Annotated in this window: 13 protein-coding genes and 1 tRNA gene; 6 read left to right on the forward strand and 8 right to left on the reverse strand. The window is 47.4% G+C overall.

The features are described 5' to 3' along the window. Nucleotides 1-28: 28 nt before the first annotated feature. The gene (locus HG547_RS16895; protein WP_169548481.1) at nucleotides 29-727 is read left to right on the forward strand and encodes a TrkA family potassium uptake protein; all 699 of its coding nucleotides are present in this window, start codon (nucleotides 29-31) and stop codon (nucleotides 725-727) included. A 1-nt stretch (nucleotide 728) separates the two neighbouring features. Beyond that, complete coding sequence (locus tag HG547_RS16900) at nucleotides 729-2,090, forward strand: TrkH family potassium uptake protein (protein WP_169548482.1); 1,362 nt, start codon at nucleotides 729-731, stop codon at nucleotides 2,088-2,090. Between the two features lie 298 nt (nucleotides 2,091-2,388). Here HG547_RS16900 and HG547_RS16905 read toward each other — a convergent pair whose 3' ends face one another. The 5 genes from HG547_RS16905 to HG547_RS16925 form a co-directional block, all read right to left on the reverse strand. Then, nucleotides 2,389-3,192 carry a DUF3800 domain-containing protein gene (locus HG547_RS16905; RefSeq protein WP_169548483.1) on the reverse strand — a complete coding sequence of 268 codons (804 nt, stop codon included), beginning with the start codon at nucleotides 3,190-3,192 and terminating at the stop codon, nucleotides 2,389-2,391. A gap of 316 nt (nucleotides 3,193-3,508) precedes the next feature. Then, nucleotides 3,509-4,693 (reverse strand): NAD(P)/FAD-dependent oxidoreductase, encoded by a 1,185-nt coding sequence (locus HG547_RS16910; protein ID WP_011715342.1) that lies wholly within the window; start codon nucleotides 4,691-4,693, stop codon nucleotides 3,509-3,511. A 237-nt stretch (nucleotides 4,694-4,930) separates the two neighbouring features. Beyond that, nucleotides 4,931-5,947: an NAD(P)H-dependent glycerol-3-phosphate dehydrogenase gene (gene gpsA, locus HG547_RS16915; RefSeq protein WP_037431152.1), complete on the reverse strand. Its 1,017-nt coding sequence runs from the start codon at nucleotides 5,945-5,947 to the stop codon at nucleotides 4,931-4,933. Nucleotides 5,948-5,951: 4 nt separating this feature from the next. After that, nucleotides 5,952-6,437 carry a protein-export chaperone SecB gene (secB, locus tag HG547_RS16920; protein ID WP_011620882.1) on the reverse strand — a complete coding sequence of 162 codons (486 nt, stop codon included), beginning with the start codon at nucleotides 6,435-6,437 and terminating at the stop codon, nucleotides 5,952-5,954. Between the two features lie 255 nt (nucleotides 6,438-6,692). Continuing rightward, on the reverse strand, nucleotides 6,693-7,127 hold the full coding sequence (locus HG547_RS16925; protein ID WP_037414466.1) for a rhodanese-like domain-containing protein: 435 nt from the start codon (nucleotides 7,125-7,127) through the stop codon (nucleotides 6,693-6,695). Between the two features lie 265 nt (nucleotides 7,128-7,392). Between HG547_RS16925 and gpmM the strand changes: the two genes are divergently transcribed. From gpmM to HG547_RS16945, 4 genes are read left to right on the forward strand one after another with little or no spacing between them, the layout of a single operon-like run. After that, nucleotides 7,393-8,937: a 2,3-bisphosphoglycerate-independent phosphoglycerate mutase gene (gene gpmM, locus HG547_RS16930; RefSeq protein ID WP_169548484.1), complete on the forward strand. Its 1,545-nt coding sequence runs from the start codon at nucleotides 7,393-7,395 to the stop codon at nucleotides 8,935-8,937. 10 nt (nucleotides 8,938-8,947) lie between these two features. Next, a complete protein-coding gene (locus tag HG547_RS16935) occupies nucleotides 8,948-10,081 on the forward strand; it encodes a peptidoglycan DD-metalloendopeptidase family protein (protein ID WP_169548485.1) in 1,134 nt (377 codons plus the stop codon). Between the two features lie 48 nt (nucleotides 10,082-10,129). After that, entirely contained in the window at nucleotides 10,130-11,335 is a 1,206-nt protein-coding gene (locus HG547_RS16940; protein ID WP_169548486.1) for a S41 family peptidase, read from the forward strand. Nucleotides 11,336-11,347: 12 nt separating this feature from the next. Beyond that, on the forward strand, nucleotides 11,348-12,103 hold the full coding sequence (locus HG547_RS16945) for a divergent polysaccharide deacetylase family protein (protein ID WP_169548487.1): 756 nt from the start codon (nucleotides 11,348-11,350) through the stop codon (nucleotides 12,101-12,103). On the opposite strand, the gene HG547_RS16950 is transcribed toward HG547_RS16945, so the two are convergent. From HG547_RS16950 to HG547_RS16960, 3 genes are all read right to left on the reverse strand, one after another. Next, nucleotides 12,078-12,533, reverse strand: a complete 456-nt coding sequence (locus HG547_RS16950; protein WP_169548488.1) for an Rrf2 family transcriptional regulator — start codon at nucleotides 12,531-12,533, stop codon at nucleotides 12,078-12,080. The two genes, HG547_RS16945 and HG547_RS16950, sit on opposite strands and share 26 nt — an antisense overlap. Nucleotides 12,534-12,554: 21 nt before the next feature. Further along, nucleotides 12,555-12,809, reverse strand: a complete 255-nt coding sequence (locus HG547_RS16955; RefSeq protein WP_011624688.1) for a YkgJ family cysteine cluster protein — start codon at nucleotides 12,807-12,809, stop codon at nucleotides 12,555-12,557. A gap of 306 nt (nucleotides 12,810-13,115) precedes the next feature. Further along, nucleotides 13,116-13,192, reverse strand: a tRNA-Asp gene (locus HG547_RS16960). Nucleotides 13,193-13,210 lie beyond the last annotated feature (18 nt).

Raw genomic sequence — 13,210 nt, forward strand, 5'->3', positions numbered from 1 at the left:
CTTTAGCTCAACCTCAAAAGGATATGAAATGGCACATTTTACTGTCATCGGATTAGGCCGCTTCGGCGTTGCCGTAAGCAGAGAACTGATCCACTTAGGTCATACGGTTACGGGTGTCGACAATGACCATAAAGCTGTTGAAAAATATGTAGAAAGTCTTACTGAAGCGGTAATTTGCGACTGCGCCGATGAGGCGTCGCTGCGGGAACTCGATCTTACCAGTAGTGAAGTCGTGATTGTCGCTATCGGTTTTGATATGCAATCGAGCTTACTTTGTACCCTGGCACTGAAAAATCTCGGCGTGCAAAATATTTGGGTTAAAGCCAGCAATAAAGCGCACCACACCATATTGTCTAAACTCGATGTCGCGCGGATTATTCACCCCGAGGAAGATATGGGGATCCGCGTCGCCCAGTCGCTAAACTACCCTATGGTGAATAACTTTCTCGCCATCGGCGATGGGCTCTATATTGTTGAAATCCATATTAAAGCCCATTTACATCAAGTCACAGTTGGTCAACTACTAGGGAGCCTACAAGAGAAAAACACCGATGAGCAAACCAATGTGCAACGCAGCCCTAAGGGCAAAGTCGCGCCGCTGATGATTAAGCGCGGGCAGAGCGTATTTAGCAAGATTGATAGTGACTTTAGCCTGCACACTGAGGATGCTCTATTCCTCTGCGGTAGCCGTGCCGAGTTAAAACAGCTCGCTCCAAGGTTGGTGTAACGTGGTTCAATGGCATCCTTCGCTCACCCTAGAGCACACACCTAAAACCAGTAAAAAACTCTTTGGCGCGCCGCCCTTTATCTTAAGTGCAAGCTTTGCTCTGCTGATCTTACTTGGCACTTGCTTGCTAAAACTACCCATCGCCACCGAGTTGCCCATTACTTGGCTGCAAAGCCTCTTTACCGTGACTTCGGCGGTGACGGTCACAGGGCTAGTTGTTGTCGATACCGGCAGTGTGTTCACGCCCTTTGGCCAAGTGATTATCGCGCTGTTAATTCAATGCGGCGGCCTAGGCTTGATGACCTTTGCCATTGTCACTCTGATAGCGCTGGGCGGTAAGATAGGTTTCTTGCAGCAAACAGTGGCGAAAGAAGCGTTTAATCAAACCGATACATCTACCTTAGTCTCGACTGCTAAGGCCGTACTGGTGTTTTCGCTATTGGTTGAAGCCGTGGGTATGCTGATTTTATCTGTCTACTGGAGCGGCGAATTGGGTTGGCAAACTAGCCTGTTTCGCGGCTTCTTTTATACCATTAGTGCCTTTAATAACGCGGGTTTTGCCCTAAGCCCAGATAGCTTAATCCCCTATGTAGCCGACCCAGTCGTTAACCTCACTATTACAGGTTTATTTATTGTGGGCGGCCTTGGGTTTTCGGTGTGGATTGACCTTAAACGCAATAAACGTTGGTCGAAACTCACAGTCTACAGCCGTATGATGATCACCGGCACCATACTGATCAATGCCGTGGCCGTGGTAGCCATTTACCTGATTGAGTACAACAACCCCAACACCCTCGCGCCCTTAAGCGAACTCGGCAAATGGTTAGCCTCTTGGTTTCAGGCCGTAACCCCGCGCACCGCAGGCTTTAATACACTAGCCATAGACAAACTCGAAGACGGCACAACGCTATTAATGCTTGTATTGATGTTTATTGGCGGCGGATCCCTCAGTACCGCCAGCGGCATTAAAGTCGTGACCTTTATGGTGTTAATCCTCGCCACCTACGGCTATTTACGCCGCGATGAAGCCGTGTATGTGTTTAAGCGGGAAATCCCCAAAGACACCATTAGCAAGGCACTCGCCCTGACGATGATCTCCATCGGCGTCACTTGGCTGGCAATATTCGCCCTCGTGCTTACCGAAAAAGCCCCAATGATGGATATCGCCTTCGAAGCCGTATCCGCCCTCGGCACCGTTGGGCTATCCCGTGGATTAACAGGCAATTTATCCAGTGCAGGCCAAGGGATTATCATCTTTATGATGTTTATGGGGCGCCTCGGCCCACTGATGTTGGCCTACTTCCTTGCCAACCCAAGGGTAAAAAAGCTGCGCTATGCAGAAACCAAATTAGCGATTGGGTAAGAAAGGAAGTTGGCTAGTAAATATTTCAAAAGAATTAGCATTTACGTTTAGTATTATGCGTCCATAAATACCTTACTTAATGGATATGTTAAAATTACTACCCAATATGATCTCCTTTTTAATTTCATCGAATTAACTAGAGTTATTGGATTGAGTAAATAGTGCTTGAACTATTTCTAGGTGGTCAACTATACTAGGCGCAAGTGGATTGGGAGTGCCCGGTCGGCGTTACAACCTCGGTGAGATTCATCGAGGTTTTTCGCTATCTAGGGCTGGCAAAAATTAGCCAATAGAGCAATTAAGGGAAATGTTTTAATCCCCATTGATCATATCCTTGTCCAACTGCACAACGCCCACCTTCACAGTAAAATTTTTTGAGCAATATATTGAACGCCTGATTTTCTTGCTGTGAATTAAGAACATGACGACCAATAGGCCTTGCAACTAAGTCAGCTAACTGCAATCCAGCAGAGTTTGACGTTTTAGATGCCATTCTGATTTTAAAAGGCAAGTCTTGCTGGTATTTGTTTTCACCATCACAAATACGACGAAACTCCAATTCAAGCGCATTGTCTTCTTTCTTACCTCGACACTCGACGATAACATGAGTTTCAAGCTTTTCTTGTCCCTTTTCCGAAACTAAGTCGTATAAGGTTTCCAAACAGTGTTTTAATGCTATATGGTAGGGATTTCCAACTTCTTCTGGATTACGAATCTTGTCTTTCTCAATAACACAAGAAGCAAGAATAAAGTTACTACTATCAATAAGTTCACTTAGCCTACCTAAAAACTGGTTCTTATCCGCTCGGTTTTTGAAGATGGTAAAATCACCTTTCTCCTTACGGATTTCATGTTCATGTAGAATCACTAAATCATGACCAAAGTAGTCAAATTTAAGTTGCTGCAATTTAGGAACAACATTTGATAAATAATGCCCTTTGTAAAAAATACAAAATGCTAACACAAAAACAGGGTAGTCCTTATCTATTGAAGTCAGACTGTGATCTCCACTTTCATCGACATAAACCACAAAATCACTAAACCCTCTCTGTTGACCGATTAGTGGGCGCAGTTCGCTTGGCTGGAGGTCATTATTACTCATGCTTTCACAATCCTTTTCTTCTTTCTCGGCTTAAGTTGCCACAACACATTAAGCCTTAATCTTTCCGAGGGAATACTTTAAAACTAGCTCGATAATAGCGGACCCACACCATTTATCACAAACCACTGGTAATTTGATATTTCAGAATAACAATATCAGCACACAAGTGCGTCTTAACTTATAATAACCAGGGTTAATCTCATAAAATCAGCAATGTAGCGGCAATTAAGTTTTGCCATTATTATCAATTACATAGTGACAACAAAGGGGTAAACAAGTCACCCAAAGAATACAAACTTTATTGTTCCCAAACAGACTAAACCGCTTGTCCAGCTGCCACGCCAGATGCCCAGGCCCATTGAAAATTAAACCCGCCTAACCAACCACTTACGTCCATCACTTCGCCGATAAAAAACAGGCCGGGGACTTTTATGGCTTCCATGGTTTTGGAGGACAGTTCATGGGTATCCACGCCGCCGAGGGTCACTTCGGCGGTGCGATAACCTTCGGTGCCATTCATTAAGACTGTCCAGCGGTGCAGATCGTCGACCAGCTTGGCGCGCTCTGCATGAACCAGCTGATTTAAGGCTTTGTTGAGTAAAGCCTCATCGAATAACACTTCCACCAGCCGCTTAGGTAACCACTGGCTTAAGGTATTACGCAGACTCTGTTTAGGATGTGCGGCCAGTTGTTGCTCTATGGCCTGTGCGGCATCCATATTGGGTAATAGATTGATTTCTATAGTTTCGCCCGCTTTCCAATAGTTGGAAATCTGCAAAATAGCGGGGCCAGATAAGCCTCTGTGGGTGAAAAGTAAGGCTTCGCTAAAGGCTGTGCCATCTTTGGCGGTAATACGGCTCGGTACGGCAATGCCCGATAGCGGTTCGAAGCGAATTTTATCTTCACTGTGCCAGGTAAAAGGTACAAGTCCCGCGTGGGTTGGCAACACTTTAAGGCCAAATTGCTCGGCCAGTTGATAACCGTAAGGTGTGGCGCCCAGCTTTGGCATAGATAAGCCGCCCGTGGCGATCACTAAGGAGTCGCAACTTAACTCGCCATTTGAGGTGTTTAGCTCAAAGCGGCCAGCCTCGGTTTTGCTCACCGCCAGAATATCGGTACGCAGCTTGATACTCACGCCCGCCCACTCACATTCGGTCAGCAGCATAGTGACTATCTCTTTGGCCGAGTCATTACAGAACAGCTGGCCATGATCGCGCTCGTGGTATTCAATGCCGTGGCGCTCAACCAGTTCGATAAACTGCTGCGACGGATAACGCGCCAATGCGGATTTGACAAAGTGCGGGTTACCACAGATAAAGTTGGCGGGTTCGACTTTAAGGTTGGTGAAGTTACAACGGCCGCCACCGCTGATAAGGATTTTACGCCCAGCCTGCTTGGCATTATCGAGTACCAGTACATCACGACCTCGGTAACCCGCTGTTGCAGCACACATTAATCCTGCGGCGCCGGCTCCGATAATAATTACATCATGATGTTTCACACTTATACTCCAGTCGATAAATTGATTTGGCTATTGCCATCATCCCAAATAGTTCAAAGACTGAGTTACGCTATTGGTCTTTGATATTGGGGTAGATATTCCGCGTTCAGCATCCAGCCTTAATGGATACAGCCAATGCAGACTGCTGCCAGTACATTAAGGCGATAGCGATCGGACATAAAAAAGGGCGCTATTTTAGCACCCTTTATTTTATTCAGCATCATCACGACTCGCGCTTTATTGCGCTGGCGTTTCTGATTTCTTTTCTCTGCTGAGCAGTTCTTTGGCGGCATCCAAGGGCGCTTTGCCTTGGTATAACACTTGGTAGATTTGCTCGGTGATCGGCATTTCGACGCCCATGCGCTTCGCCAGGGTAAACACTTCTTTAGTATTGCGATAACCTTCAACCACTTGGCCAATTTCGGCCTGGGCGGTATCCACATCGCAGCCTTTACCTAAGGCTAAACCAAAGCGGCGGTTACGGGATTGGTTGTCGGTACAAGTTAACACTAGGTCGCCTAATCCAGCCATGCCCATAAAGGTGGCAGTACTGGCGCCTAAGGCTTCGCCTAAGCGGGTTAACTCGACTAAACCACGGGTAATTAACGCCGTTCTGGCATTAGCACCAAAGCCAATACCGTCGGACATCCCCGCGCCAATGGCGATAACGTTCTTCACCGCGCCGCCTAATTGCAGGCCGATAAAGTCGTCGTTAGCGTAAACACGTAAACGTTTAGGGCTGTGCAGCAATTCCACTAGCTCAGCGGTAAATTTAGGACAGGTGCCCGCAACCGAAATCGCCGTAGGTAACCCCATGGCTAATTCTTTCGCAAACGTCGGTCCTGACAATACCGCCAGCGGATATTGCTCGCCTAACACATCACGGGCCACATCTTGCAGCAAACGTCCGGTTTCAGGCTCGAGTCCTTTGGTCGCCCATACGATGCGAGCATCTTGGCGTAACAAAGGTTTCGCTTGGGCCAATACCGAGCCAAACACATGGCTAGGTACGACAATCAGCACATTATTGCTGGCCGCTAAAGCTTTGGCTAAGTCGGCTTCGATATGTAAACACTCAGGAAAGGCAATACCCGGCAAGAACGCTTGGTTGCATTTATCCTGAGCGAGCGTCTGCATATGGGCAGGATCGTGCCCCCACAACAAGGTTTTATGACCATTGCTGGCTAAAGAGATGGCAAGGGCGGTGCCGTAAGAGCCCGCCCCTAACACCGTGATATCGGCAGAGTTTTTCATGTAATTAAGCGTTAGCTTCTTCGGCTGCGGGTGCAGCTGCTGCGGCTTGACGTTGTTGCACGTATTGTGCGAACAGCGCGTCGAAGTTTACTGGTGCTAAGTTCAGTTGTGGGAAAGTACCACGACCCACTAAGCTACCTACAGCTTCACGCGCATATGGGAATAGAATGTTAGGGCAGTATGCACCTAATGAGTGAGCCAGTTGTGGCTCAGTCAGACCTGCGATTGAGAAGATACCCGCTTGTTGTACTTCACACAGGAATGCAGTTTCGCCAGCGTTTTGTGCAGTCACAGTCAAAGACAGAACCACTTCGTATACGTCGTCGGCTAATTTAGCGCTGCGAGTGTCTAAATCTAACTTAACTTCTGGATTCCATTCTTTTTGGAATACAGCTGGGCTGTTAGGTGTTTCGAAAGAAACATCTTTAGTGTAAACACGTTGGATGTTGAATTGTGGGGCTTGTTGTTCGTTGTTTGCTACTTCAGCCATAATTTCCTACCTATCCTATCAATGTTATGCCAGCGCTTTTGTGGCTGGCTTTTTGTCAATTTGCTCGGGCTTATTACGAGGCCTGTATTAGATCTCAGTACCGTCCCTACTTTCCCTTAACGGGTACTTGTGAAGTCAATCTAAACACTTAATAAAGCCCTTAGTGACTGCAGGATTAGTATGCCAAACAATGATGACGCTACTGCTGCACAATCAATTAACTATGCAGCAGAGCGCATAACTGCCGCCGACAACTTATCTTTTGCTTTTTGAAACAGGCATATTCGCTGCCTGCCATTCACCCATACCACCTTTCAAGTTATACAGGTTTTCAAAACCTTGTTTACTTAAAAGCTGAGCCGCTTGAGACGAGGTCATGCCAGCATTGCATACCAGTATAATGGGACTACCTTTAAACTTTTCAAGGGCAGAAACCTGATTATTTTTGATATCCGCGAGCGTAACGTTAACTGCATCAACAATATGGCCCTTGCGGAATTCGTCATTAGAACGCACATCCACGACTTTGGCGTCTTGTCGGTTCACCATAATAGTGAGTTCTTGATGAGTAACATTTTTGATTTTTGAAAAGCTCGATTTGATCACACTGACCACAAGCATTACAAACAAACCCACCCAAGCCAGACTTAGCATAGTGTGAGCCTTAAAAAATTCGATATATTCTTGCATGGTTACAGCCCGTATAAATGGCGAAAAATTCGATAAGGGCACAGAGTATACCCATTGCCTTGGCAGATTGCAGCAGTTTAGTCACAGTTCTAGAACACAGCTCAGCCCTTGCGCCATCTCGCTTCTCTTGGCGCTCACAGAATCCGCTGAAATAGCCATTCGATGACCTTAATCTAGGTAAAGCGCTTTTTCGTACCCCGCTTACGTAGTAATATTTAACCAATTTCAGATTTCTTTAGCTTCTTTAAACTTTAAAGGTATCACCATGACGACAACTAAACGTCCAATCGCGTTGTTGATCCTCGATGGCTGGGGTTACCGTGAAAATACGCATATGAATGCGGTTTACCACGCTAACACGCCAGTGCTCGACCGTCTCAACGCCCAATATGCCCACGGTTTAATTTCTGGCTCCGGCTTAGATGTAGGCTTGCCCGATGGACAGATGGGGAACTCTGAAGTCGGCCATATCAACTTAGGTTCTGGCCGAATCGTTTACCAAGAACTGACGCGCATCAGTAAAGCCATTGCAGATCATGAGTTTGAACAAAATCCCGCCCTATGCAATGCCGTAGACGCTGCAGTTAAAACCGGTGGTGCGGTGCACATTATGGGCCTGCTCTCTCCCGGTGGCGTACACAGCCATGAAGAGCATATCGAAGCCATGTGCCGGATGGCCGTTGCTCGCGGTGCCACTAAAGTGTATTTGCATGCCTTTTTAGACGGTCGTGACACACCACCCCGTAGCGCCAAAGGTAGCCTAAGTCATTTTGATGATCTGTTTACTACATTGGGCCATGGCCGTATTGCCTCGATTATCGGTCGTTACTTTGCCATGGACCGCGATAACCGTTGGGACCGCGTGTCACAGGCGTACGATCTGATCACCCAAGGCAAGTCAAAATTCCAATACGACAACGCTGTTACCGCATTAGAAGCCGCCTACAGCCGCGATGAAAACGATGAGTTTGTGTCTTCATCGGCAATTACCGATGCGAGCGGCCAAGTTGCGACCTTGCAAGATGGCGATGCACTGATATTTATGAACTTCCGTGCCGACCGTGCCCGCCAAATCACCCGCAGCTTTATCAATCCAGATTTTGACGGCTTTGCACGTGCGGTAACGCCAAAGGTTAACTTTGTCACCCTGACGGAATACGCCGCCGATATCAAAGCGCCGATTGCCTACCCGTCTGACAACTTAATCAATACCTTAGGTGAAGTGCTACAAAATCGCGGTCGTACTCAGTTACGTATCTCCGAAACTGAAAAATACGCCCATGTAACCTTCTTCTTCAACGGCGGTAAGGAAGAGCCATTCAACGGTGAAGATCGCATCCTGATCAACTCACCTAAAGTGGCAACCTACGACTTACAACCCGAGATGAGCTCAACCGAGTTGACGGATAAGTTAGTCGCGGCGATTGAATCCGCCAAATACGATGTGATTATCTGTAACTATCCGAACGGTGATATGGTGGGTCATACTGGCAACTTCGATGCGGCGGTTAAAGCCTGCGAAGCTGTTGATGCCTGTATCGGCCGCGTAGTTGATGCACTGGCGAAAGTAGGCGGCGAATGTATTATTACCGCTGACCACGGCAACGCCGAGCAGATGACCGACGAGACCACTGGCCAAGCCCATACGGCGCATACCAGTGAACTTGTACCCTTTGTGTTTGTTGGCCGTGACGCCACCATAGATGAAGGTGGTAAACTGAGCGATGTCGCCCCAACGATTCTGCACCTGATGGGTGAAACCATTCCCGCAGAGATGACGGGTAAGCCCTTAATCCACGTAAAAGAGTAGTTGTTACCTAGTGAGCACTCGACTCCCCGTTAAAGCCAGCATTATTGCTGGCTTTATGATGTTATCTTTCTCGGTCTACGCTTCTGATTTGGAGAAGCGTCAGTCCGAGTTGAAATCCATTCAAGCGCAAATCAACCAACAACAAAGCGCGCTCAAAAACACTAGTAAACAGCGGGAAAAGTTACTCGCTCTGCTGCGTAGCGATGAAGAGGCGATTGCGGCGGCAGCCAAAAAGGTCAATAGCACCAAAAACAGTTTGGCGCAGATTGATACTAAACTCGCCGAACTCAAACAACGCCAAGAAGAGTTAGAAACCCTCAAGGTCAGCCAGCAAAAAACGCTCTCAAAACAACTCTCGAGCGCCTATCTTGCCGGTAACCACGATTACACTAAGATGATGCTGAATCAGCAGAGTCCCGCCACGATTGAGCGGATGTTGGCCTATTACCAATACCTCAACAAGGCACGCATGAACTCGATTAACGAGTTAAAGAAAACCATCACCGAACTAGATGAAATTAAAGTCTCGCAAACCAGCAAGCAAAAACAATTAACTAAGCTGATGGCCGAGCAACATGTGCAATCTAAGCGCTTGAACCAAGAACAAGATCAACGCCAGCTCACCCTAAAAGAATTACAGCGCACCCTGAACACCAAAGGCGCCGAACTCGAACAACTGCAAATTGAAGAGGCCAGCTTAAAACGAGTGGTTGAGCAAGCGCTTAAGGCGATGCGTGATAACCCCTCGATGGAAGGCTTCGATAAACAAGGCGGAAAACTCAAATGGCCGACCAAAGGTCGCGTCAGTGCCAGCTTTGGCAGCCCGAGATCCGGCCAAGTGGTGTGGAAAGGCACTATGCTCTCAGCACCCGAAGGGCAAAATATTCGCGCGGTTTCCGGCGGTAAGGTCATCTATGCCGACTGGCTAAAAGGCTTTGGCATGGTGATGGTGATCGACCATGGTAAAGGTTATATGAGCCTCTACGGCCATGCTCAGGCCCTGTTAAAAAGCCCTGGGGACATGGTCAAAACTGGTGAAGCGATTGCTTTAGTCGGACGTTCGGGTGGACAGACAGAGCCTGGCCTATACTTTGAAATAAGGTATAAGGGGCAAGCGGTCGATCCAGCCAAGTACTGTCGTTAATCAGTACTGTTGCTAAGGTAGCCGTCCCCATCAACATCGGGGACGGCTATGAAACATCTAATCCGCAATATCGTCTGCCTTGGACTCGGCCTAAGCCTAGGCCTGTCCATTAGCCTCTCCAGCCAAGAGAATGCCAAATCATATCAGAGTGACTTCGACTACCCGCTATTGCAGGATGTATTAGAAACGGTCGAAACCTATTACGTTAAAACCGTTTCCAAAGATGAGCTGGTGCAAGCGGCCATTAAAGGGATTTTTGAGCACTTAGATCCCTATTCCAGCTTTTTAAATCACCAAGAGTTACTCGACTTAAAAGACTCAAATCGCGGCGAATACTTCGGCTTTGGTTTTGAGGTCGCTAGCGATAAAGACCATATCAGCATTATCGCGCCCTTTGCGAACTCGCCCGCCGAACAGGCAGGTATCCAAGCGGGTGACATCATTATCAAGCTAAATAACACGCCAACCACCGAAACCAATCTTGCGGATATCCTCAATCAAATCAAACAACATAGCCTCAGCAATCAGAGTATTCACCTCTCACTGAAGCACCATAATGATGACGCCCAGTTCGAGGTATCCCTTAAGCCCAGCACTATTACGATTCAATCTGTCGCCAGCAAATTACTGGATGGTAATATCGGCTATATTAGGCTCAGCAGCTTTCAAGAAAACTCCACCGAGGATATGGTGCGCAGTTTAAGCCAGTGGCAAAACGCGCATCTTACGGGCTTGATTTTAGATTTACGCAATAATCCCGGCGGCTTGCTGGATCAGGCAATCAAAATTGCCGACCTGTTTCTAGCTAAAGGACGAATCGTCTCTACCTCAGGCCGCTTCTTCGATGCCAATTCCGACTATTACGCCTCCCCCCAAACCATGCTGACCAATGTGCCTATGTTAGTGCTGATCAATAAAGGCTCAGCCTCCGCCTCCGAAGTCCTCGCCGCAGCCCTACAAGAGAATGGTCGCGCCAAGCTGCTCGGTGAAACCAGCTTCGGCAAAGGCACAGTACAAAGCCTGATCCCCATACTGAACGACGGCAATGCCATCAAGCTCACTATCGCCCAGTACAACACACCCAAAGGGGAAAACATCCACGCTATCGGCATAGTGCCAGATATCAAAGTTGCAACCGAAACTGGCTCCAATCAAAAGAATATGGCTATAATCGACGCCATCTCAGCACGAACCGATGTCAGCCAAGACAACATAGTCATTTCCGCTATTTCTTGGATACAACATCATGACTAATAAGAAGAAATAGTGCGTCTATTTTATATATTGGCCCTTTGGGCTATCAGTATTGCGCCAAGCAATGCAGCTCAAATCGCCTTGATCATCGATGATATCGGCTATCGTCACACCGACGAAGCCGTGCTTTCACTCCCCAGCGCAGTCACCTTATCGGTGCTGCCACACACGCCGCTCAGCAATAAGCTAGCCAAAGCCGCACACGCCAAAGGCCACGAGATTATGCTGCACTTACCCATGCAGGCGCTCAATGGTAAAGCCTTAGGGCTCGGCGGTTTAACCAACAAAATGAGCGAAGCAGAGATACGTAGCAGTGTACTTACTGCTATCGCCAGCGTGCCCTTCGCTAAAGGTGCCAACAATCATATGGGGAGCCTGCTGACGCAGCTCGATGATCCTATGTTATGGGTAATGGAAACGCTAAAGCAGAAGCAGCTCTACTTTATCGATAGCATGACAACCAAATTCACTAAGGCGGGAGATAAGGCAGATTTACTCGGCGTGCCACTGCTACGACGCCAACTCTTTCTCGATAATGACGTCAGTGCAACAGCACTGGAAAAACAGTTTAACTTGATGATAAGCCAGGCTCACGCGCAAGGCAGTTTAGTGGCCATCGCGCATCCTTACCCCGAAACCATTCACTTCTTAAAAACGAACTTAGCACGCCTAAAGGCGGAAGGAATTGAGCTAGTACCGACATCACGCTTGTTGCCCATCGAACTAGCCCATGAGAAAGGCGCTAATCCAACTGTAAGACAGAAATAGTCATATCTGGCAGCAATGCTAGCAACTCATTTCGATTGCTTACAATGTCCTCCAAGCTGTATTGATCGAGCACACTTAAATACGCCTCAACCGCTTTGGCTAATACGCCCTTCAACTGACAGGCGGGAGTGAAGCGGCAGTAAGGTTTGCTGCAATCAATCGGTGCCAGCGAGTTCTCTAACGCACGAATGAGTTGCCCAAGATTAATCTCGCTCGCTGGTTTCCCTAAACGAAAGCCCCCCATCTTACCGCGTATGGTTTCTAGATAACCTAACTTGCCTAAGTGATGCACAATTTTCGAGACATGATTTGGTGACAAATCGAAGACCTCGGTAATCTCAGCGATCCTAAAAAGGGTTGTTCTATCGGGCTGAACCGCCAAATACATCAGCGTGCGAACACCAAAGTCGGTATAGCGTGTTAACTGCATAATTCACCTGTCAGCAATAAACTATTGAGATGTTTGAGATTCAAGGTTTGTGATCAACCAAAGCGCCTCTTCGTTAGAATCCCCACAGACATCTAAAGACGCTTCAAAATCACTACAAACCGCAGGACGATCAGGCGAGCCGAAAATCAAACACAAATTATCATCACTGAGCTGCACACAGCGCTCCCCAGCCGCCTTACCATTTGGCATTCCAGGGATCCCACTGCTAATTGAAGGTGCAATACAACAAGCACCACAGCCTAGGCGACAATTCATTTTATTACTCGTAAAAATTGGTAAACATTATACCGTTTAATTTATCTGTGGGCAGAAACACAGTTCAATACTGCCAAGTGGCGCACAACCACCTCACCCACAAATGAAAAACTGACCTGTCCAGCCGTAAAAACAAGCTGTCTATCATAACGAAAACGGCTCAATTCTTTTAATAAAAATGATGATATCAGAATAACTTACAAGAATGAGACAGAGTACAACACCGTTGATAGTTAGTCTGAGTAGATTTATCCGGCGAATAAACGAAAAAAGCCTCATCTTTCGATGAGGCTTATTTCTTTATGTTGGCGGAGCGGACGGGACTCGAACCCGCGACCCCCGGCGTGACAGGCCGGTATTCTAACCAACTGAACTACCGCTCCTTTAACTTAACGTTTGCA

This window comes from Shewanella sp. DNRA4, from assembly GCF_012843185.1.
In the GTDB taxonomy this organism is placed as follows: domain Bacteria; phylum Pseudomonadota; class Gammaproteobacteria; order Enterobacterales; family Shewanellaceae; genus Shewanella; species Shewanella xiamenensis.